Genomic DNA, 20,215 nt, shown 5'->3' on the forward strand with positions numbered 1-20,215 from the left:
CCATCTGAACCTGAACCAGCTGCACTTCCTCGACCCGAGCGCGGCCGAGGTGATCCTGCGGACGGCGGCGAACCTGCCGGATCGCCGCCGGATGGTGGTGGTGTGCGCCGAGCCGGTCGAGCGGACGCTGATCGAAGCCGGTGCCGCCCGGGTGCCGGCCCTGCGGATGCTGGTGCGCCATGGTGAGCGCTGAACGGACCGGATCGACGCCCCGGCGAGCGGCGCAGAACCGGCCTCCCCGGGCGGCGGAGCGGCGCCCGGGCGGAAACGCCCCCCGGGTTCTGCTGGACCAGGATTTCCACGGCGGCAATCTGGCGGCTCTGCGGACCGCCGTTGCGGCCCTGGCCAGGGACGTCGCGGACGCGGGTACGGCCGAATCGGTCATCCTCGTCGCGCACGAACTCTCCAGCAATTCGGTACGGCACGGCGGCGGCAGCGGGCGGCTACGGATGTGGGTGGCCGGGCGCGCGGTGCACTGTGAGGTGAGCGATCACGGCGCCGGCCTCGCCGATCCCGACACCGTCGGGCGGGAGCTGCCGCCACACGCGGCGCCGGGTGGGCGGGGTCTGTGGCTGGCCCGCCGGATGTCGGATCTACACATCTCGACCGGCGACCGCGGCACGACAGTCACGGCGGTAGTCGCGCTGTGAGCGGGTACGTCGCTCCCGGCTACGAAGGTGTCCGGGATGCGTTCACCGATCAGGCGTGCGGCGGGTCGGCTCTGTGCGTGCTCCGGGACGGTGTGGTCGTCGTGGATCTTCACGAGGGCTGGCGGGACGGCGCGCGTACTCAAGCTTGGGATGAGCGGACTCTGGTTGACGTCTATTCGGTGGGCAAACCGGTGATCGCGCTGGCCGCTTTGCTGCTCGTGGAGCGGGGGCTGGTCGGTCTTGACGATCCGGTGGCGCGGCATTGGCCGGAATTCCGGACCGCTGCTTCCGTACGGCAGGTGCTGACGCATACGGCGGGACTGCCGACGTTCCCGGTGCCGAGGGACGCGTCCGCGTGGAGTGACTGGGAGCTGCTCTGCGGTGACCTGGCCGCCGCCCGGCCGGAATGGCCTCCGGGCACTGTCGCGGCCGAACACGCGCTCACCTACGGTCACCTGCTCGGTGAGCTGGTACGCCGGGTGACCGGACGCGACCCCGGCGCGTTCGTGGCCGAGGAGATCGCCGGCCCGTGGCGGCTCGACCTCGGCTTCGGTCTGAACGGCGGCGACCAGGAACGGTGTGCCGAGCTGGAGTTCCACGGGACGGACTGGCCGGACCGGACGGGCGAACCCGGCTCGGTGCACGAGCGGGCCGTCGCGAACCCGGCGGGTGCGCGGGACCTGACGGTGGTCAACAGCGCGGCGTGGCGTACGGCGGTCGTGCCGGCCGTCAACTTGCACACGACTGCCGAGGCGGTGGCGCGCTTCTATGCGGGACTGCTGGCCGGTGGCGAGCTCGACGGGCACCGGCTACTCAGCCCGGCTCTCGTGGAGGAGATGACCACGGCGCAGTTCACGGGACTCGACCTCTTCATCGGGCGCGAGACGACGTGGGGGCTGGGCGTACAGCTGGAGAGCGACGGCACGTGGGGCATGGGCGGTCTGGGCGGGAACGCGGGATGGGCTGATCCCGCGCGCGGCCATGCGATCGCCTACGTGACCCGGCGGCTCGGCGACTTCGAGCGGGTGGACGCGCTCGACACCGCAATCTCCTCGGTGCGACTTCTCAGCTGACCGGAGGCGCCGCCGATTCTGAACCCCCGCGGAAGAGGAACACCGAAAGGGGGCGGTCATGAGAGGACGATGGCAGGCAGGGCTGGTGTCTGCGATTCTCATGGCCGCCTTCGCACTGCCCGGGGCGTCGTCCGCGGGCAGCGCGGGCCTCACCGCCGCGCCGGCCGGCACCCGGGCCATGTGGCTCTGGGGTGCCGACCCGGCACCCGACGTCGTCGACTGGGCGGTGGCCAAGGGCGTCTCGGAGATCTTCGTGTACGTGTCGCCGGCCGTGCTCACCAACGGTGACCTGGCCCGGCTGCAGGACTTGAAGGAACGCGTCACGCCGCTGGGCGTCAAGCTGCGGGCGCTCGGCGGAGACCCGGGCTGGGTCACCGATCAGGCGGCCGCACTGGCGTGGGAGCGGGCCGTGGTGTCGACCGGGCTGTTCTCCGGCATCCACGTCGACGTCGAGCCGTACGCCACCGACGGTTGGACCACGGACCAGCGCGGCACGCAGACCGCGTTCCTCGCGCTGCTCGACAAGATGCGTACGGCCAGCAGCCTGCCGCTCGAGGCCGACGTGCCGTTCTGGTACGGCCAGTACAAGCTGGGCCGCAAGAACTTCGCGGACGAGGTGCTCCGCCGCGTCAACGCCGTGACCGTGATGAGCTACCGCGACACCGGCACGGGCACGAACTCCATGCTCGACGTCAGCCAGGACTGGTTGGCGCGGGGCAAGGCGCTGGGCAAGCGCGTCCGCCTGGGCGCGGAGACCGGTCGGCTGACGGACTGCACGTACTGCACGTTCGCCGAGGAAGGCGCGACGCGGCTCGACGAGGAACTGTCGAAGGTGGACGTCGCGACGCGCAGCACCGCCGCGTTCGGCGGGATCGCGGTGCACCACTACGCCGCTTGGCGGACGTTGCCCAGCTGAGGTTTCCGGCCTTCGCGCGGTGGGCAGGATGACGCCCGTCCCTGCCGGGTTCAGCGGGCAGGCGGCGCGGGTCCCGCCGGCCTACAACGGACGAACGCAACGGGCCGGCAGGACCCGCCCTCCGCCCGGCGAACCGGACGGAAGCTTCACGGCCTCAGCCACACCGCCTCGTCGCGGTGCGACTCCAGCGGTGCGGGGTAGTCCAGGCCTGATCGAACCGTATCGGGCAGGCGCCACGGTTGGTGCACGGCCTTCCCCGCGATCGATGTCAACTCCGGTACGTAGCGACGAACGTACACGCCGTCGGGGTCGAAGCGCTCGGCCTGGCGGATCGGATTGAACCGGCGGTAAGGCCTGGTGTCGTTGCCGGTGCCCGCCACCCACTGCCAATTGCCCGAATTGTTGGCCACGTCGCCGTCGTTCAGCCAGCGGAAGAACCACTTCACGCCGTCACGCCAATCGAGCCCGAGATGCTTGGTCAGGAACGCCGCGGTGATGAGCCGGGCACGGTTGTGCATCCACCCCTCCACCTGCATCTGCCGCATGCCCGCGTCGACGATCGGCACGCCGGTCAGCCCGTCCTTCCAGTGCTGCAGCGCGTCCTGGTCGTACCGCCAGCCGGTGTCACCGCTCGTGCGATACGCCTCCGTCGAGATCTTCGGGAAGGCATGCGTGACCTGGTAGTAGAAGTCGCGCCAGCCGAGCTGGCGCAGGAACGCCGCCGGTCCGGCGCCGTCGAGATCGCGCGCCCGGTTCGCCACGGTCAGCGGGGAGAGACACCCGAAGCGGAGGTACGCACTCAGCCGCGACGTCGCGTCGGCGGCCATGTCGTCGTGCAGATCGTCGTACGAGCCGACGTGGCGCGGCCAGGCCTTGAGCCGCCGCAGCCCCTCGGTCTCGCCGCCGTCGAGGGCCGCCGGCGAGTCGCCCTCGGGCAGGGGTGGCAGCGGGGCGACGGCCAGGTCGGCGGGGAGCGTGATCCGTGCGGGAGTCGCCACCTCGTCGCGCCACTTGGCCGACTCCCACGCCCGGTAGTACGGCGAGAAGACCTTGTAGTGCCCGTCCCCGCCACCGGGGCGCACCCCTCCCGGTGGCACCACGGTGGTGCCGGGAAACAGCCGCAACGAGATCCGGTGCCGTTCGCACTCGTCCTGCAGGCGGCCCTCGCGACGCCGGGCGTACGTGCTCACGTCCTGGGCGAGGGCGATCCCGTCCGCCTGCACCTCCCGTGCCAGCCGCATCGTCTCGGCCACCGGCTCGCCCTCCCGGACGATCAGGTCGCCACCGCGGGAACGCAGGCTCTCGCGCAGATCCGCGAGGCTCTGGTGCAGGAAGCGCGCCCGGTTGGGCGAGAGCTTCTGCAGGGGGGGGTCGAGGACGAAGAGCGGCACGACGGTCTCCGCGGTGGCGCAGGCGGCGGCCAGGGCGGGGTTGTCGTGCACCCGCAGGTCGCGGGTGAAGAGCACGATCGCGGTTCGCATGTCAGGCACGCACCAGCTCTTGCACCGGGGTGCCGGGACGGGTGAGCAGCGACCGGACGGCGACGCGCGCACGCCGCCGGTTGGGGACGGTCGCCCGGCGGACGAAGACGTCGTAGTCGGCGGCGATCACCTCGTCGAGGATGCCCGCGTACAGCTCGAAGGCCGTGCGCATGCAGGCCTGCGAACCGGGCGACAGCAGCGGGATGCCGGGTGCCGCGGCCGCGTAGTGCTCATCGGCGCGGGCGACTTCCGCCCGGATCAGGTCTTTGACAGCCGGGGTGGACCGTCCGGCGGCCCGAGCCGCGAACAAATCGTCACGGGTCAGACCGAACTCGGCGAGGTGCGCGTCCGGGAGATAGGTGCGGCCGCGGTCCAGGTCCTCGGCCACGTCCCGGATGAAGTTGGTGAGCTGGAAGGCCAGGCCCAGCTGACGGGCGGGCTCGCGGGCGGCCGCCGGGTCGGTGGAGCCGAGAATCGGCAGCATCATCGTGCCGATGACCGCCGCGGAACCCTCCATGTAGTCGAGCAGGTCGTCATATGTCGCATACGACGTGACGGTCAGGTCCATCGCCATGCTGCGCAGGAACGAGTCGAAGTCGTCGACGTCCAGGTCGAACACCGCGATCGTGTGCAGCACCGCGGGCAGCAGCGGGTCGTCGACCGGCTCGCCGCGCAGCCCGGCGAGGAAGCGCCCGGACCACTCGTTCAGCCGTTCCGCCCGCTCGGCCGGCGGCAGATCCTCGGTGCGGTCCACGATCTCGTCTGCATAACGGGTGAAGCCGTAGAGCGCGTGGACATGACGACGCTTCCAGGCGGGTAGCAAACGGGTCGCGAGGTAGTAGGTGCGGCCGTGGCTGCGATGCAGCCGGCGGCAGCGTTCGTAGGCGGCTGCCAGATCGGTCTCCACCGCTGCCTCCATCGCTGCCTCCATCGCATCCTCCGAAAACAAATCGACTCACGAATCGACGCAACACGCAGCCTACGGTACTGTCGTCCTCGTGGCCAACGACATCCTCGAGGGCAACCCGCGCTGCGGGACCTCACATCAGCCGATACCCATGAACGGCCTGGTGAATGCTGTCGAGGGGACGCTGGCCGACTTCCTCGCCAGCCAGATCGCCGCCCTCGACACGGTGGACCCGGCGCTGGGTTCCTTCGCCAGAACGACGCGCGACCTCGTGCTCGCGGGCGGAAAACGACTCAGGCCGACGTTCGCCCACTGGGGCTGGCGCGGCGTGGTCGGTTTCCGCGAGCCGGTCGACCCCGTGCTCCCCGCCCTCGCGGCGCTCGAGCTCATGCACACGTTCGCCCTCGTCCACGACGACGTGATGGACGGATCGGACACCCGCCGGGGGCGGCCCACCGCGCATCGCCTCTTCGCCGCGCAGCACGGCAGCGCTGGCCGGCTCGGCGATCCGGACCACTTCGGCGAGACCTCGGCGATCCTCGTCGGCGACCTGTGCCTGATCTGGGCGGACCAGTTGCTCGCGCAGACCGCACTGACCACCGCAACCCTCTTCGCGGTCCGGGCCCGCTACGACCGGATGCGCGTCGAGGCCGTCGCCGGGCAGTATCTCGACGTCCTGGGCGAGGCTCAGCCGCACGACTGGACGGTCGACCGCGCCCTGCTGGTGGCCCGCCACAAGACGGCGAGCTACACGGTGCAGCGGCCACTGCAGTTCGGGCTGGCCCTGGCCGGTCCGGTCCGGGAGGACGCCGCCGCCGTCGACGACGCCTACAACAGATACGGCATAGCGGTCGGCGAAGCGTTCCAGCTCCGCGACGACATCCTCGGCGTGTACGGCGACCCCGCGGTGACCGGGAAACCGGCCGGGGACGACCTGCGCACGGGCAAGCCGACCGCCCTTCTCATGCTCGCCCGCCAGCTCGCGACGCCCGCCCAGCGCGCCGAGCTCACCAAAGACCCCGCCGGAGCCGTCATCCCCGCCGACGGCTCCGGCGGTCCCCTCTCACCGTGGAGTCCGCGCGTGGACGAATCGTCGCGCCCGCTCGGATTCCCGTCACCCGACCACTCGGACGAGACGGTCGCCCGGCAGGCGGAGATCATCGTCGAGACCGGGGCCGTGGCCCGGGTGGAGGCGATGATCCGGCAACGGGTCGAGGAGGCGGTCGCAGCCCTGCTCGACGCGCCCATCGAGCACGAAGCCCGCGCCGCACTCACCGACCTTGCCGTCACGGCGACCCACCGCCCAGCATGATGGGGATGGCCGGGCTCCGGCACCCTGCTGCCGGGCCACACGAGCCGTCCCCGAGGAGCCGTCCCGACCCGGGACAGCCGACGATCGACTTTTCTCCGCGAGCCTCCCACCGGCGGCTCGCTGACCCCCTCTGGAGCTGGTGACGTGCGAAGAGTGACCGGACCGACCGACCATGTCGTCGTCGTCGGAGCTGGACTCGGCGGCCTGGCCTGTGCGCTGCACCTGGCCGCGGCCGGACGGCAGGTGACCGTCGTCGAGCGGGAGGCGGTGCCCGGGGGCCGGGCCGGCCGGCTGTCGATCGACGGATACGAGTTCGACACCGGCCCGACGGTGCTGACCATGCCCGAGCTGATCGAGGAGCCGCTCGCCGCCGTCGGGGAGAAGCTGTCCGACTGGCTGGAGCTGACGCCGCTCGACCCTGCATACCGGGCGTACTACCCGGACGGGTCGACGCTGGACGTGAAGACGGACACCGTGCGGATGGCCGCCGAGATCTCGCGCGTCTGCGGGCCCCGGGAGGCCGACGGCTACCTGCGGTTCGTGGACTTCGCCCGCGATCTTTGGCGCCTCGAGCGGGACAACTTCATCGACCGCAACCTCGACACCCCGCTCGACCTGCTCAACCTCAACCTCGTCAAGCTCCTCGGGATGGGTGGCTTCCGCCGGCTCCAGCCGAAGATCAACGAGTACTTCAAGGATCCGCGTACCCAACGGATCTTCTCTTTCCAGGCCATGTACGCCGGCCTCGCGCCGCACGACGCTCTCGCGATCTACGCGGTGATCGCGTATCTCGACTCGGTCGCCGGGGTGTTCTTCCCGCGCGGCGGCATGCACGCCGTGCCCAAGGCGCTGGCCGGCGCCGCGGAGAAGCACGGCGTGCAGTTCCGGTACGAGACGACGGTGACCGCTGTCGAGACCGCCAACGGCCGTGCCACCGCGGTGCGCACCGACACGGGCGAACGCATCCCCGCGGACGTGGTCGTGCTCAACCCGGATCTGCCGGTGGCGTATCGCGACCTGCTGCCGGCGAGCCGGCGCCCCCGCAAGCTCACCTATTCGCCGTCGTGCGTGGTGCTCCACATCGGATCGGACCGCACCTATTCGAAGATCGCGCACCACAACATCCACTTCGGCGCCGCGTGGCGCGGCACGTTCGACGAGGTCATCCGGCAGGGGCTGCTGATGAGCGACCCCTCACTGCTGGTCACCAACCCGAGCCGCAGCGATCCCGGCGTCGCACCGGCCGGCCGCCAGACGTACTACGTGCTGGCACCGACGCCCAACCTCGACGCCGCGCCGTTCGACTGGAACGGTGGCCTCGGCCGCCGCTACGCCGACGAGCTGATGCAGGTGCTGGAGCAGCGCGGGTACGTGGGCTTCCGAGACGGCGTGGAGGTTGAGCGGATCATCACGCCGGCGGACTGGGCGGCGCAGGGCATGGCGGCCGGTACGCCGTTCGCCTCGTCCCACACGTTCACCCAGACCGGCCCGTTCCGCCCCGGAAACCTCCACCCGACGCTGTCCAACGTGGTGTTCACCGGCTCGGGAACGCAGCCGGGCGTGGGCGTACCGATGGTGCTGATCTCCGGAAAGCTGGCGGCCACCCGGGTCGCCGGGCCGGCCGGGCAGCGGGGCGAGATCGTGGGGAGGACGACGTGAGCGAGACGCGCGGCAGCGAGAACGGCATCGGATCCCGCGAGAGCCACCTGGTCGAACTGGTCGACCCGGACGGGCAGGCCGTCGGGGAGGTGACGGTCGACGAGGCGCACACCGCCCCGGGCATGCTGCACCGGGCATTCTCGGTGTTCCTGCGCGACCCCGCGGGGCGGGTGCTGCTCCAGCAGCGGGCCGAGGTCAAGACCCGCTTTCCGCTGCGCTGGGCCAACACGTGCTGCGGCCACCCGCTCCCGGAGGAGTCCCTGCAGGTCGCGGCCGGCCGGCGGCTCGTCGAGGAGGTCGGGGTGGCCGAGGTGCCGCTGACCGAGGTGGGCGTGTATTCGTACTACGCGGAGGATCCGACCACGGGACGGGTCGAATACGAGTACGACCACGTGCTGCTCGGCGAGGTGAACGCGGACCTGCCCGTGCTGGCCGATCCCGACGAGGTGGCCGACGTGCGCTGGGTGCCGCTCGACGAGCTCGCGCAGGCGATCGCGCGCGAACCGCGGGCGTACGCACCCTGGCTGGCCGGCGTCACCGAAAGGCTGCAGCACTTCCTCGACCGTACGGACGCGGCGGAGTCATCAGGTGGCCGATGAGGCCCTGACCGCGGGAGCCGTGGCGCGCCGGCTCGGCGTCGCCGTCACCACCCTGCGCACCTGGCACCAGCGGTACGGGCTGGGCCCGAGCCGGCACGTGCCCGGCCACCACCGCCGGTACACCCCGGAGGACATGGACCGCCTCCAGGTGATGCGCCGCCTCACCGCGCAGGGCGTACCGCCGGCGGAGGCCGCCGCGTGGGCTCGCCGGGTCCCCGTTCCGATCGACATGCCCGAGACCGGGATCGCCGCCCCGCCGGACACCCGATCCGAGGGGCCGCCGGGCGAACCGCCCCCGCAACGGACGCGGATCGACGCGGTCTGGCCGGAGCTGACCGGGCGCCTGACCATCACGAGCCGTGACGGTGGCGGGCATGCCATCCGCACCGGGCGGGCCGGGCCCGCCGCCCGTGGCGTGGCCCGGGCCGCCATGCGCCTGGACGCCCCCGCGTTGCGCGACATCCTCGAGATGGCCGTGGTCAGCCGCGGTGTGGTCGCCACCTGGGAAGAGGTCATCATGCCGGTGCTGATCGGCATCGGCGACCGGTACGAGGCCACGAAACGGTTCGTCGAGGTCGAGCACCTGCTGTCACGCGGGGTGACCGAGGTGCTGAGCGCCGTACCCCGTCCTCCGAGCGGTCGGGTTCCTCGCGTTCTGCTGGCGGCGGCGGACGAGGAGCAGCACACGTTGCCCCTGGAGGCGCTCGCGGCGGCCCTGGCCGAGCACGGCGTACCGACCCGGCTACTGGGTGCCCGGGTGCCGCCTCAGGCCCTGGCTGACGCGGTGGCGCGTACCGGCCCGATCGCGGTGGTGCTGTGGTCGCAGCTGCCCGACACCGGAGACCCCTCGCAATGGGAACGGCTGCTGTCGTCCGGGCACGCCCCGCTGCTCGCCGCTGCCGCCGGGCCGGGATGGCCGGCCGACGGCCTGCCCGAGGGCGTCGTACTGCTCCACAGCCTCGGCGAAGGAGTCCGGTTGATCTCGGCCGCAGTGGCACCGGAGGCCGTGTGAACCCCGCACCGGCCCAGTGGCGCTCGGCACACCAATTACGTCCTCACTCCAGGCGAGCCGATGTTTCCGCTGGTCAAGGGCCTGCCACGGCAAGGGGGATACCGGTTTGGATGACGGCACCGCCATCACGTATGCTTTCCAAGCCTCAAGCGGGGCCGGTTGGGGCCCACACCGCAGGAGTTGCCGATGTGCAATGATGGCGGAGTTGCCCTCATCGTCTAGTGGCCTAGGACGCCGCCCTTTCAAGGCGGTAGCACGGGTTCGAATCCCGTTGGGGGTACGGACCACCTGGGTCAGTGCAGGTGGTAGAAAAGAGCAACATCAGCAAGGTCCTGTGGAGCAGTTGGAGTGCTCGCCGCCCTGTCAAGGCGGAGGTCGCGGGTTCAAGTCCCGTCAGGACCGCCACAAGCCCAGCCGCAAGCACCATCCGCGGCAACGGCCAGGTAGCTCAGTTGGTACGAGCGTCCGACTGAAAATCGGAAGGTCGGCGGTTCGACCCCGCCCCTGGCCACCAAGTCCTTCGCCGGGCTTTGAGCACCGCCCACCTGCGGAAACGCACGGTGGGCGTTTTGCTGTCCGGCCCCATCACACGTCAGTCGGGTCCGCGCCAGGCTCCAGCATGGACCAGACCCGCGCAGAAGGCGGCCGGGCGGCGAGGCATGGACCGCGACGCGCGGGAGGCCGCCAGCAAGCAGTGGGATCCGCGACCGCGACCCGCGCGGGAGGCGGCCGGCGGAGAGCGGGTTTCGGGACCGCCACTTACCCCGGAGGCGACCCGCGAGGACCCAGGTCCGTGGTGGAGGCGGTCAGCCATCGGGCCCGATGGGCGGCAAATGCGCGACGGGATACATGATCCGCGGGCCCGTAGGGCAACAGAGAGTCATGCCTTCACTCAGCGCACAGCTACCGCCGCCGATGACCGAGCTTCGCCGGTGGGTTCTGGACAGCCCCGCCCAGCTGAAGCTTCTGCGCGCGTCCCTGCACGAGGCCGTGACCGGGGAGGCGCTGGCCGAGGGGGCTGCCCTCGACGAGGTTCCGGAGAAGGTCTGTCTCGTGGCGACCGAGCTGGCCACGAACGCTCTGCGGCACGCGCTGCCGCCGACTACCGTACGGCTCGGGCGTTCCGGTGACCGGTACGTGCTCGACGTCGCCGACCAGGCACCCGACGTGGTGCCGCAGTACAGCGAGGGCCGGCCGCTCGGGCAGGGTGGGCTGGGGCTGCAGCTGGCGAAGAGGTTCGCGCTGGAGATCGGGTGGTATGTCGAGGGCGACAGCAAGCACGTCTGGGCCGAGTTCCCGATGCCCCGCTGACCTATGATCGCAGGACGATTGATCAAGTCAGAGGGTTGTCCGTGATCGAGCCGAGCTACCAGATCACCCGGGAGGCGGGTGCCGTCAGGCTGTCCGGCGATCTGGACATCAACGCCCGCCAGGAGCTGCGGGACGTGCTCGTGGCTGCCGCGCAGGAGGACGGGTCCGGCGCCGTCGTCGTGGATTTCGACGACACGGCCTTCCTCGACAGTGAGGCCATGGGCGCGCTGATCGAGGGTTTCCTCGCCGCCCGGTCGGCCGGGGTCAAGATGTCGATCGTCAACGCGCACGGGCTGGTGCACCGGGTGCTCGAGGTCTCCGGCGTCCTGGAGATGTTCGAGACCGGCCAGACCTGACCGCGCGGGGCGACGGGGCGCCCGCCGAGACGTCCGAGACAGGCCAGACCTGACCGGGCCCGGACGACGGGGAAGGCAGCCCCGGGCGGTCAGATGTTGAGGAGGTTGCCGGGGCCGGTCCAGCGCCGGACCACCCGGGTACGCGTCCGCAGCTCGCCGTTCACCCGTACGCGATAGGCCTGCTTGGTCTCCCGCAGCGTCATCCATGCCCGTACCTGTCGCTTCTCGCCGTTCGTCGTGACCGTGGTGGTCCGCAACGTCCAGAGGCGGCATTCCGTGCGGTGGCGCTCCTCGCCGTCAACCGTGCTCTTCGTGGCGAGGCAGCGGACCGCCCGGCTCATCCGGTACGGGTTGGGGCCGGTGTCGCCGGAGGTGCCGAACACGCGGGACATGCCCTGGTACCAGTTCCACGCCATCTTGGAGTAGCCGAAGTCGTTCGGGTGGTGAAGGTCGTGCAGGTCGATGCCGGCCACCGACGACTGGTCGACGACCGTGATGCGGTCGTCCTGCTTGTCCGCGACCAGCTGCGGGATCAGCCGGTTGTACGCGCGGTCGACGGCCGCCTCGCGGGGCACCCGGCTGGTGATGATCTGCGCGACGAAGATGTACGCGTCGGGCCGGTCCGTGCGGATCTGGTCGATCATCGCGGAGAGCTTGCGGGCCGTGGTCGTGGCCGAGTCACCCTGGGTGATGTTGTTGGTGCCGGCGTGCAGCAGGACGACGTCCGGGCGGTACTCGTCCAGCCAGCCGTCCAGCTCCTCGGAGAGCTCGTCGATGGACCAGCCGCCGTGGCCCTCGTGGTTGATGTCGCTGCCCGTGCCGTCCCGCTGCGACCCCACGTAGTTGATCTCCATGCCGCCCTTGAGCAGGCGTCCGGCGAGGTCCATCCGGTACGAGGCGCGCGTCGGTGAGCCGGTGCCGCGGGTGATCGAGTCGCCGAGCGGCATGACCCGGGTCGCTTCGAACGCGTCGGTGCGCGCGGTCGGGACGGGCATGGGCCGGGCCGGCACCGGCGCGGCCTGCTGCGCGGCGGGCCCGGACGGGTCCGCGGCGGCCGTGTGCGTACCGCCGACGCCCGCGACGAGGCCCGCGGCGAGCAGCCCGGTCATCGCCCTGACACCGAACCGGCCCGCACCGGACCATCCCTGCTCGCGTACGCCCACGACGTGCTCCCTTTGATCACCGGCGGCTCAGACACCCGAACCATCGGCGCCGTGGCGCGCGACACGATTTCCTCCCGGTAGCCGTGGGTTGTGATCACGGTGCACGAAGGCGGGCGGCCCGGGCTGCCAGGTAGCGCTGCTCCGGAACGCTGAGCGTGCGCCGGGCCGCGTCGAGGTAGACGGACCGGGCGGCGGCGAGGTCGCCGGTTCGCTCCAACAGGTGAGCCCGGACCGCGGCCACCCGGTGATGGCCGCCCAGCGCCGCCGCGTCGAGGTGCCGGAGCGCCTCGGCGGGTCCGCGTACTTCGGCGAGCGCGACGATGCGGTTCAGCGTGACCATCGGGCCCGGCGCGAGCGCCTCGAGGATCCCGTACAGCTGGAGGATCTGTGGCCAGTCGGTGTCCTCGGCGCGGGCAACCTCGGCGTGGACCGCCGCGATCGCGGCCTGCAGCTGGTACGGCCCGATCGGCGCCCGGGCCAGCGTCGCGGTGATCAACGCGATCCCCTCGCCGATCGCCGCGCTGTCCCACAGCGACCGGTCCTGGTCGGCGAGGGGCACCAGGGCGCCGTCGGGCCGCGTCCGCGCCGGTCGCCGCGCGTCCGTGAGCAGCATCAACGCGAGCAGGCCGGCCACCTCGCCGTCGTCGGGCAGCCGGGCCCGGAGCTGCCGGGTCAGCCGTACGGCCTCCGCGCTCAGCTCGACCCGGTGCAGCCGCGCGCCCGAGCTGGCGGTGTACCCCTCGTTGAAGATCAGATACAGGATCTGGCGTACGGCGACCAGCCGCGTCTCGAGCTCGTCCGGCGGCGGCAGCGCGAACCTGGCCCCGGCCTCCCGGATCTTGTGCTTGGCCCGGCTGATCCGCTGCCCGACCGTGGACTCCGGCACGAGCAGGGCCCGGGCTATCTCGGCCGTCGTGAGTCCGCCGACCGCGCGCAGGGTCAGCGCCACCTGAGAGGCAGTGGTCAGCGCGGGGTGGCAGCAGAGCAGCAGCAGCGTCAGCGAGTCATCGACGGACGGCACCGCCGGGGCGGCCGGCTCGTGGCTGACGGCGTCCTCGCGGCGGCGCCGGGCGGTCTCGTTGCGCAGCGACTCGATACGGCGCCGGGACGCGACGGTGATCAGCCAGTTGCGGGGCTGCGCCGGGATGCCCTCGACCGGCCACTGCTGCGCGGCGGCGAGCAGGGCCTCCTGGACCGCGTCCTCGCACGTGTCGAAGTCGCCGTACCGGCGCACGACCGCGCCCAGGACCTGCGGCGCGCACTCGCGCAGCAGATCCTCCAGCGCCACGGCCACGCTCAGAAGTCCCAGCCGCTCATGTCGAGCACGGGCCGCACCTCCACCTGCGTGTACGCGGCGTCCGGCACCTTGGCGGCCCAGGCGACGGCCTCGTCGGCGTCCGCGCAGTCGATCAGGTAGAACCCGGCGAGGTGTTCTTTGACCTCGGCGTACGGGCCGTCGGAGGCGATCGTCCGGCCGTCGCGCACCGACACCCAGGTGGCGAGCGACGGGTCGGCGAGCCCTTCCGACGCGACGAGCACGCCCGCCTCGGCCATCTCCTGGCTGAGCTTGAGGTGCCCGACCCCGAAGTCGGTGCGCTGCTGGTCGGTGAGCGTCTCCCAGACGGCGAGGGACCGCTCGTTCGACTGGATCAGGATCAGGTACTTCATTTCTTCCTCCTCAGGAATGGATCCTCCACCCGGGGACGTCGAAACCGCGTCCACCGCTTCGACATCACCGGTGACAGACCCGTACGCGAGGAGGAAATCGTGGAAGAGATCCGTACCGTCGTCTTGGAGCGCGCGGCCGCCGTGGCGGCGAAGGACCCACGGGCGATGCTGGCTCACAATGCGCCCGGCATCGTCGAGTTCACGCTCGCACCGCCGCTGCGCCAGCCGGAGAGCACCGTCGAGTCGGTGTCGGCGTGGCTGGCGACGTTCGAGGAGTCGATGAGCCTCGAGGTGACCGACCTTCAGGTGACCGCGGGCGACGACGTGGCGTTCTGCACGAGCCTGAACTGCCTGACGGCGACGCCCAAGGGCACGTCGGAGAGCTTCAGCCTGTGGTTCCGCGCCACGCTGGGCCTGCGCAGGATCGCCGGCCGGTGGGTGGTGACCCACGAGCACGAATCGGTGCCGTTCGAGATGGACGGCTCCTTCAAGGCGTCCATCGACCTGAAGCCGTGAAATCGTGACCAGGCAGTTTGACCTTTCTTGCATGCACCTAGCGCAACCGGCACCCGGTCCGTACTGCTATCCGTGAACCAAGTTCGCGGGAGGAACGACGTGCCGACATTCACCACCACGGAGGAGCAGGGCGCCTTCAATCTGGCCGAGGCGCTGAGCGAGAAGGGAATGGGGTGCATGCGCGAGGCCGAGCAGGCCGCGGAGAACTTCCGGCTCGGCAAGATGCAGATGCGGCGGAACTTCAAGGCGCGCGGGCTGTCCGAGGTGGATGCGGACATCCGGTGGTCGGGGATGACGCAGGCGAAGAAGGCGCTCGCGGACAACCAGTGGTACATGGCGCAGGCCTCGATGTACAACGAGGCCGCCGCGGCGCAGTACGCGAAGGCCCTGTACCTCAGAAGCTGCGACAGAAACTAGCGGGCACCCAGCGGGCGGCTGCCGCCCAGGTCGGCGGTGCGGCCGGCTGCGTAGCCCTGGCCGCGGCCGCTGCCGGCCAGGCGACGCGGTCCCAGCCGGGCCAGCTTCGGGTACGTCTCGTCGCGCCGGCGCTCCACCGCCGCGGTCCGGTCGACGAGCACAAGCTCGGCGCCCGGGGCCGAGGCGGCTGCCGCCTGCTCGGTCGCGGTGAGCCGGGCCCGGACCGCCTCGGTGAAGCCGACCAGCCAGGAACGCCGGAACGCCGCCGGGTGGTCGTAGCTCGGCACCGCCGCCGCGGCCAGGCCGTGGGCGGCCTGCACGAGCAGGGAGGTGAACAGCAGCTCGACGCGCTCGAGGTCGGCGCGGTGCCCGAACAGGTGGATCCGCGCGGTGCCGCGCCGCTCCAGATGCACCACCTTGCAGCGCAGAGCGATGGCGACGGCTCCGAGCAGTCCGGCCTTGTCCCTCGAGTACGGGGGCTCCACCGTCACGATGCGATCACCGACCGGGTCGAGCGCGGGATCGGCCTCCGCCAGCAAGGCCTGGTCGACGCCGTACTTGGCGATGAGTTCGGCGGCCTTGGCGGTGAAGGCTTCGGCCTCGGCCGGGGTGCACGCCGGGCTCTCCGCCTTCGCCAGCAGCTTCCTGACCCGCTCGAGGAGCCGGTCCGTCATGCGACCGCGCCGGCGAGGGCCGCGGTGGAGCCGCGGGTCATGCCGCGCGGTGGCGGAGCGTGGCCACCGTCGAACCGGCCAGCGCGAGCAGGCAGTCCGGGAGCTGGCCGTCGGCGATGGCGGCCCCGAACAGCGCCTCGCCCGTCGGGATGTCGCCGTTCACGTACGCGCTGACGAACCTGGCCACCCAGCGCTTGTCGTACCGGGCGTCGTCGATGCCCGGGAAGTCGAGGGTCCACGCGCCGCCCGTGGGCACGTTCTGTCCCACCATGGTGGCAGCGAGGCACCACGCCACGTCGTACGCGCCCACCACACCCGAACGGTCCACGACCGCGTCGAAGGTGCAGACCACAGCGTCGGAGTCGCCGCTGAGCGCGCAGTGCAGCACCTGCGCCGCGTCGTCCAATGCGTGCTGTGGTACGTCGGTCACGTCAAGAAAGGTACGCGGATTCGTCAAGAAACGCGGCTCAGGCCCCTCGAAGCAGGCAAGTCAGGCGGGCGGTGCACACCCGGTCGCCGTCCTCGTCCGAGATGACGATCTCGTACGTGACCGCCGTACGCCCGCGGTGCACCGGGGTCGCGACGCCCGTGACCTCGCCGGACCGTACGCCCTTGTGATGCGTGGCGTTGATGTCCACGCCCACGGCGAACGGCCGGTCGACCGTGGCACCGTGCAGCGCCGCCCCCACGGAACCGATCGTCTCGGCGAGCACGCAGGACGCGCCGCCGTGCAGCAGCCCGTACGGCTGGGTGTTGCCTTCCACCGGCATCGTGGCGACCACGCGCTCGGGGGTGGCCTCGATGATCCGGATTCCCATCCGCTCGCCCAGGGAGCCGCCCCCGTTGGCGAGGAGGGCCTGCATGCCGTCTGCCGCTGTACTCACGAGGGGCAACGTTACCGGCGAGTTCCGCTCGATCCAGCGACTTCCGTCACAGCCCGGGCGCCCGCCCGGGTCGCGGGGGTACCCCCTGGGCCCTACGTTGGTACCCACCGATCCGTAGTCCGAGCGAGGAGACAGTTCATGAGCGAGCCGCAGGAGATCGTCGAGACGCGCGGGGACGACCGGGTCGACCTGCTCGCCACCGACACCAACGGCGACGGCAAGCCGGACGTCTGGGTGTCGGACACCGACGGCGACGGCAAGGCGGACCTGTTCCAGTTCGACACCGACGGCGACGGCAAGGTCGACATCACGATGGTGGACCTCGACGAGGACGGCACCCCCGACACGGTGGTCGACGGCGACGGCGGCATCCCGCCGGTCGTCTGAGCCGGCGCCGGTCAGCCGCCACCCAGCGTGCTGACGGCCGCCCACAGCACCGCGACGGCCAGTGCCGTGGAGAAGACCGCCGAGGCGGTACGCCGCCACGGGCCCTTGCCCTCGGGCACGACCGCCTCCGGATGACCCAGCCGGTTGAGGATGCGGCGCTGCCGGCGTACCTCCCGGCACCAGCGGCCGAGGTCCTCGGTGCCGCGGCTCAGCTCGACCGCCAGCCGGGCCTGGGCGCGCTGCAGCCGCCGTACGGCAGCCCGCGCGCGGAACCCGGCCTGGACCCGGGCGTGCCACCGCGCGCTGGCCCGCCGCGACCCGGACTTGAGCGCCTCGACCTCGGCCGGCGTGATGAGTTCCGGGTCGTCCAGGGCGGCGAGCTGCTCGGCGTAGTAGTCGGCCTCGCGGTCGTGCGCCGAGCGGACGAGCAGCCAGATCAGCAGCAGCGGCGGCAGCCCCTTGAGGACGAGCACGGCGAGCAGGGCGATCGCGCCGTTGCCGAGCCCGTCGCGCAACAGCGGCGAGTTCCACAGCACGTGCGACGCCCACGCCCCGAGCACGCCCAGCATCGCCACGCCGATCCGCGTACGCAGCGTCCGCTCGCAGCGCACCACGAGGTAGCCGATGCCGGCCCCCGCCAGCGCGCCGAACAGGGTGTGGCTCCAGACGCCGGAGAGGAAGCCCCGTAGCAGGAACGTGGTGATGACCGGTTCGACGTGGTCACCCCGGCCGGCCAGGGCGACGGCGCCCATCGCGTACACGATGTCCTCGACGATCTGGAATCCCAGGCCGACCAGCGCGCCGTAGACGACGCCGTCCAGCACGCTGTTCACCTGCGCCCGGGCGACGAGCACGATGGCGACCACGCCGAGCGTCTTGGCGATCTCCTCGACGGTCGGGCCGGCCAGCGCGGCGCCCCAGTCGGCCGCGAGGTGCGGCGAGCCCAGCTTGGCGATCACGTCGTCGAGGGCGGCGCTGGCCGGGATGGAGACCGCGGTGGCGACCAGCCCGCCCCAGCAGAACGCCAGCACCCGCAACCCGAGCGGTTCCCGCTCGAGGAAGTCCAGCTCCGAGACGACGAACCAGAACGGCACGGCCAGCAGCGCGAACAGGCCGGTCGCGGTGAGCAGCGCGATCGGGTACGCGGCCGCGAACTGCGCCGCGATCATCGACATCCGTAGGGCGCCCACGGCCAGCACCGCCAGCACGATCCAGAACCCGGGCAGCCGCAGCACCCCGAGGTCCGGCGGCGATCCGGGCTGTACGGGCGCGGACCGGGCGCTGCGCAACCGAGGCTCCGCGGTCACCGGGCCGGCTCCGGCGCGGACCGCAGCGTCCGGGTGCTGGCGTCGATCGCCGGCAGCGTCCGCCCGAGGTCGAGGTCGGCGCCGCTCACCGTGACCTCGATGGTGTGACCGTCGGCGACGAACACCGCGTAGCGGCCGCCGCGACCCGGGCCGCTGTAGCCGCCCTGCAGCCCGGCGAGGCCGCCGGCGGTCGCGACGGTCAGCTCGGTGCCGGTCACCTGGTAGCCGGACGTGCCGGTGATGCGCTGCCGCAGCCGGGCGACCGCGGCCGGCAGGTCGCCGTTGAACGGCTGGACGCTGATGAAGTAGCGGACCGGCCCCAGCCGGAACAGCACGGTCCCGGACGTCTCGGCCGGCCGGGTCTCGGTCACGTCGACGCGCGCTCCGGGCGGGGGCATGACGGTCACCCCACCCCCCATCTCGTACGGGCGATCCACCGGCACCGAGCGCTCGGCCGGCAGCGCGTGGTTGAGAGCGGGCAGGCCGAAGGCGAGACCGCCCAGCGCGGCGACCAGGCTGAGCGCGCCGAGGAGGTTCGTCAGCTGACGCCGAGTAACGCTCCCCATACCTTTACGCTATCGGGCCGGGGGCACGGGCTCGCGGTGGAGAACGTTTTGTCCGTTTACTCCGAACGTTCGCGCAGATGGGCGGCGGGAACGGCGGCGGTCAGCCACACGCCGTTGGCGCTGCGATGAAAGACGTGCCCGGCCCGCGCCATGGCGGCCGCGTCGACCTCGAGGACCGCCACGTCGGACGAGCGACGGCGGCCGACCACCAGCGCGGTCGGTACGTCGGGAGACAGGTGCACGTGGTGGCGGCTCCTCGGGCGCAGACCCTCCCGCAGGATCGGGGCAACGTTGGCGCGCGGGGTGCCGTGGTACAGGACAGCGGGCGGGGCGGCGGGCGGCAGTCCGAGGTCGACGTCGACCCGGCGGGAGTGTCCCTGGCTCGCGCGGATCCGTTCGACGCCGTCCGCGCCGGTGGCGATCGCGAAACGCGACTTGTCGTTGCCGGCGACGACCACGTCCAGGTCGGCACGCGCGAGGCCGAGCCCCGTCAGCAGGTCGGCGACCGGCACCCAGCCGTTCGCGTCGAGTGTCAGCCCGGCCACCTCGGGACGGTGCCGCAGCACCAGGGACATGCGCCGGCTGATGCGTACCTGATCCTTCGTCAGGCTCGTCATGGTTGCAGCTCCATGACCGCAAGGTAGTAAGGACGGTCCTGGTCGTCGATCGATTTGAGGCGCCACCGCGTGCCCTCGAGCAGCCCTTCCAGTTCCGCCACGGAGCAGACCAGGTAGTCGAACCACTCGGTCGTGAGGCGCCGGTACCGCAGCCTGAGCCGGAGCTGGCCGCCGAGCCGTCCGCGCTCGCGGTTACGCCGGTGATAACCCGTATGGACAGGATCTTTCGTCCCGTACGGATCCGTGCCGTGCGCGACGATCCGGGCGCCGGGCCGGGCCAGCTCTGCCAGCGCGGCGAGGAAGGCCGGGGCGCGCTCGGGCCCCTCGAGCAGGCCGAGGTTGTTGCCCGCCATGAGGAACGTGTCGTAGCGGGAGGTCGCGCGGGAGGCGTACGTGTCGACGTCGGTGATCACGGTGTCCCGCAGTCCCCGCGCCCGCGCCACTTCGACGGCGCCGGGTGAGGTGTCCAGCCCGGTCACCGCCATGCCCCGCCGCTGCAGCTCGATCGCCGTACGCCCGGCCCCGCAACCGATGTCGAGCACCGCACCCCGGCACAGTCGCAGGGCACGATGGTCGTGGTGCTGCCACTGCTCGGGCTCGTCCAGGTAATGGTCGGCGGGCGCGCCGTTGATCAGGCCGTCGTCCCGCTCGATGATCTCGATGACCGGCCGGGGCAGCCGCCCGCCGGCCAGGGGCCGTGGGCCGATCCCGGTGCGCACCGCGTACGCGTCCCGGATCAT

25 protein-coding genes and 3 tRNA genes (1 of these 28 cut by a window edge) are annotated in these 20,215 nt (G+C 71.6%); 16 read left to right on the forward strand and 12 right to left on the reverse strand.

The window, feature by feature from the left end:
* The 4 genes from COUCH_RS00025 to COUCH_RS00040 all read left to right on the forward strand — a co-directional run.
* On the forward strand, positions 1-193 hold the end of the coding sequence (locus COUCH_RS00025; RefSeq protein WP_249610078.1) for an MEDS domain-containing protein. The gene continues 683 nt to the left of window position 1, outside the view; the window shows 193 of its 876 coding nt (coding positions 684-876); its start codon lies off the left edge, out of view; it ends in the stop codon at positions 191-193.
* Positions 180-650, forward strand: a complete 471-nt coding sequence (locus tag COUCH_RS00030) for an ATP-binding protein (protein WP_249610079.1) — start codon at positions 180-182, stop codon at positions 648-650. Before COUCH_RS00025 ends, COUCH_RS00030 begins: the two co-directional genes overlap by 14 nt.
* The gene (locus COUCH_RS00035) at positions 647-1,723 is read left to right on the forward strand and encodes a serine hydrolase domain-containing protein (protein ID WP_249610080.1); all 1,077 of its coding nucleotides are present in this window, start codon (positions 647-649) and stop codon (positions 1,721-1,723) included. The genes COUCH_RS00030 and COUCH_RS00035 overlap by 4 nt, the downstream gene beginning before the upstream one ends.
* Before the next feature lie 85 nt (positions 1,724-1,808).
* Entirely contained in the window at positions 1,809-2,639 is an 831-nt protein-coding gene (locus tag COUCH_RS00040; protein WP_249610081.1) for a hypothetical protein, read from the forward strand.
* A gap of 146 nt (positions 2,640-2,785) precedes the next feature.
* On the opposite strand, the gene COUCH_RS00045 is transcribed toward COUCH_RS00040, so the two are convergent.
* Positions 2,786-4,120: a cryptochrome/photolyase family protein gene (locus COUCH_RS00045; protein ID WP_249610082.1), complete on the reverse strand. Its 1,335-nt coding sequence runs from the start codon at positions 4,118-4,120 to the stop codon at positions 2,786-2,788.
* Between the two features lies 1 nt (position 4,121).
* On the reverse strand, positions 4,122-5,027 hold the full coding sequence (locus COUCH_RS00050; protein ID WP_249610083.1) for a phytoene/squalene synthase family protein: 906 nt from the start codon (positions 5,025-5,027) through the stop codon (positions 4,122-4,124).
* A 91-nt stretch (positions 5,028-5,118) separates the two neighbouring features.
* On the opposite strand from COUCH_RS00050, the gene COUCH_RS00055 reads away from it, so the two are divergent.
* The 9 genes from COUCH_RS00055 to COUCH_RS00095 all read left to right on the forward strand — a co-directional run bounded on the left by COUCH_RS00055 (position 5,119) and on the right by COUCH_RS00095 (position 11,276).
* Positions 5,119-6,339 (forward strand): polyprenyl synthetase family protein, encoded by a 1,221-nt coding sequence (locus COUCH_RS00055; RefSeq protein WP_430640863.1) that lies wholly within the window; start codon positions 5,119-5,121, stop codon positions 6,337-6,339.
* 144 nt (positions 6,340-6,483) lie between these two features.
* The gene (gene crtI, locus COUCH_RS00060; RefSeq protein ID WP_249610084.1) at positions 6,484-7,998 is read left to right on the forward strand and encodes a phytoene desaturase family protein; all 1,515 of its coding nucleotides are present in this window, start codon (positions 6,484-6,486) and stop codon (positions 7,996-7,998) included.
* A gap of 26 nt (positions 7,999-8,024) precedes the next feature.
* Positions 8,025-8,597: an isopentenyl-diphosphate Delta-isomerase gene (gene idi / locus COUCH_RS00065; protein WP_249613498.1), complete on the forward strand. Its 573-nt coding sequence runs from the start codon at positions 8,025-8,027 to the stop codon at positions 8,595-8,597.
* Positions 8,587-9,609, forward strand: a complete 1,023-nt coding sequence (locus tag COUCH_RS00070; RefSeq protein WP_249610085.1) for a MerR family transcriptional regulator — start codon at positions 8,587-8,589, stop codon at positions 9,607-9,609. Before idi ends, COUCH_RS00070 begins: the two co-directional genes overlap by 11 nt.
* A gap of 207 nt (positions 9,610-9,816) precedes the next feature.
* A tRNA-Glu gene (locus COUCH_RS00075) sits at positions 9,817-9,889 on the forward strand.
* A gap of 48 nt (positions 9,890-9,937) precedes the next feature.
* A tRNA-Asp gene (locus tag COUCH_RS00080) sits at positions 9,938-10,014 on the forward strand.
* 32 nt (positions 10,015-10,046) lie between these two features.
* Positions 10,047-10,123: transfer RNA gene (locus COUCH_RS00085), tRNA-Phe, on the forward strand.
* 401 nt (positions 10,124-10,524) lie between these two features.
* On the forward strand, positions 10,525-10,920 hold the full coding sequence (locus COUCH_RS00090; protein ID WP_249610086.1) for an ATP-binding protein: 396 nt from the start codon (positions 10,525-10,527) through the stop codon (positions 10,918-10,920).
* A gap of 41 nt (positions 10,921-10,961) precedes the next feature.
* Entirely contained in the window at positions 10,962-11,276 is a 315-nt protein-coding gene (locus tag COUCH_RS00095; protein ID WP_249610087.1) for an STAS domain-containing protein, read from the forward strand.
* A gap of 89 nt (positions 11,277-11,365) precedes the next feature.
* On the opposite strand, the gene COUCH_RS00100 is transcribed toward COUCH_RS00095, so the two are convergent.
* The 3 genes from COUCH_RS00100 to COUCH_RS00110 form a co-directional block, all read right to left on the reverse strand.
* A complete protein-coding gene (locus COUCH_RS00100; RefSeq protein ID WP_249610088.1) occupies positions 11,366-12,439 on the reverse strand; it encodes an SGNH/GDSL hydrolase family protein in 1,074 nt (357 codons plus the stop codon).
* A 94-nt stretch (positions 12,440-12,533) separates the two neighbouring features.
* On the reverse strand, positions 12,534-13,733 hold the full coding sequence (locus tag COUCH_RS00105) for an RNA polymerase sigma factor (RefSeq protein ID WP_249610089.1): 1,200 nt from the start codon (positions 13,731-13,733) through the stop codon (positions 12,534-12,536).
* 2 nt (positions 13,734-13,735) lie between these two features.
* A complete protein-coding gene (locus COUCH_RS00110; protein WP_199513396.1) occupies positions 13,736-14,107 on the reverse strand; it encodes a YciI family protein in 372 nt (123 codons plus the stop codon).
* Positions 14,108-14,206: 99 nt separating this feature from the next.
* On the opposite strand from COUCH_RS00110, the gene COUCH_RS00115 reads away from it, so the two are divergent.
* Entirely contained in the window at positions 14,207-14,623 is a 417-nt protein-coding gene (locus COUCH_RS00115) for a nuclear transport factor 2 family protein (RefSeq protein ID WP_249610090.1), read from the forward strand.
* Positions 14,624-14,722: 99 nt separating this feature from the next.
* Positions 14,723-15,040, forward strand: coding sequence for a hypothetical protein (locus tag COUCH_RS00120; RefSeq protein WP_249610091.1), 318 nt, complete (start codon positions 14,723-14,725; stop codon positions 15,038-15,040).
* On the opposite strand, the gene COUCH_RS00125 is transcribed toward COUCH_RS00120, so the two are convergent.
* The 3 genes from COUCH_RS00125 to COUCH_RS00135 are packed head-to-tail and all read right to left on the reverse strand — an operon-like array spanning position 15,037 to position 16,598.
* Positions 15,037-15,714, reverse strand: a complete 678-nt coding sequence (locus COUCH_RS00125; RefSeq protein ID WP_249610092.1) for a DUF2786 domain-containing protein — start codon at positions 15,712-15,714, stop codon at positions 15,037-15,039. The two genes, COUCH_RS00120 and COUCH_RS00125, sit on opposite strands and share 4 nt — an antisense overlap.
* A gap of 37 nt (positions 15,715-15,751) precedes the next feature.
* Positions 15,752-16,144 carry a hypothetical protein gene (locus COUCH_RS00130; protein WP_199513392.1) on the reverse strand — a complete coding sequence of 131 codons (393 nt, stop codon included), beginning with the start codon at positions 16,142-16,144 and terminating at the stop codon, positions 15,752-15,754.
* 37 nt (positions 16,145-16,181) lie between these two features.
* A complete protein-coding gene (locus tag COUCH_RS00135) occupies positions 16,182-16,598 on the reverse strand; it encodes a PaaI family thioesterase (RefSeq protein WP_249610093.1) in 417 nt (138 codons plus the stop codon).
* A gap of 138 nt (positions 16,599-16,736) precedes the next feature.
* On the opposite strand from COUCH_RS00135, the gene COUCH_RS00140 reads away from it, so the two are divergent.
* Complete coding sequence (locus COUCH_RS00140; RefSeq protein WP_249610094.1) at positions 16,737-16,985, forward strand: hypothetical protein; 249 nt, start codon at positions 16,737-16,739, stop codon at positions 16,983-16,985.
* 11 nt (positions 16,986-16,996) lie between these two features.
* On the opposite strand, the gene COUCH_RS00145 is transcribed toward COUCH_RS00140, so the two are convergent.
* From COUCH_RS00145 to COUCH_RS00160, 4 genes are read right to left on the reverse strand one after another with little or no spacing between them, the layout of a single operon-like run.
* Positions 16,997-18,292 (reverse strand): PrsW family intramembrane metalloprotease, encoded by a 1,296-nt coding sequence (locus COUCH_RS00145; RefSeq protein WP_249610095.1) that lies wholly within the window; start codon positions 18,290-18,292, stop codon positions 16,997-16,999.
* Positions 18,289-18,858: a hypothetical protein gene (locus tag COUCH_RS00150; protein WP_249610096.1), complete on the reverse strand. Its 570-nt coding sequence runs from the start codon at positions 18,856-18,858 to the stop codon at positions 18,289-18,291. Before COUCH_RS00150 ends, COUCH_RS00145 begins: the two co-directional genes overlap by 4 nt.
* A gap of 56 nt (positions 18,859-18,914) precedes the next feature.
* Positions 18,915-19,475, reverse strand: a complete 561-nt coding sequence (locus COUCH_RS00155) for an RNA 2'-phosphotransferase (RefSeq protein WP_249610097.1) — start codon at positions 19,473-19,475, stop codon at positions 18,915-18,917.
* Positions 19,472-20,215, reverse strand: a complete 744-nt coding sequence (locus COUCH_RS00160; RefSeq protein ID WP_249613499.1) for a class I SAM-dependent methyltransferase — start codon at positions 20,213-20,215, stop codon at positions 19,472-19,474. Before COUCH_RS00160 ends, COUCH_RS00155 begins: the two co-directional genes overlap by 4 nt.

The sequence above is a fragment of the Couchioplanes caeruleus genome (assembly GCF_023499255.1).
GTDB lineage: Bacteria > Actinomycetota > Actinomycetes > Mycobacteriales > Micromonosporaceae > Actinoplanes > Actinoplanes caeruleus_A.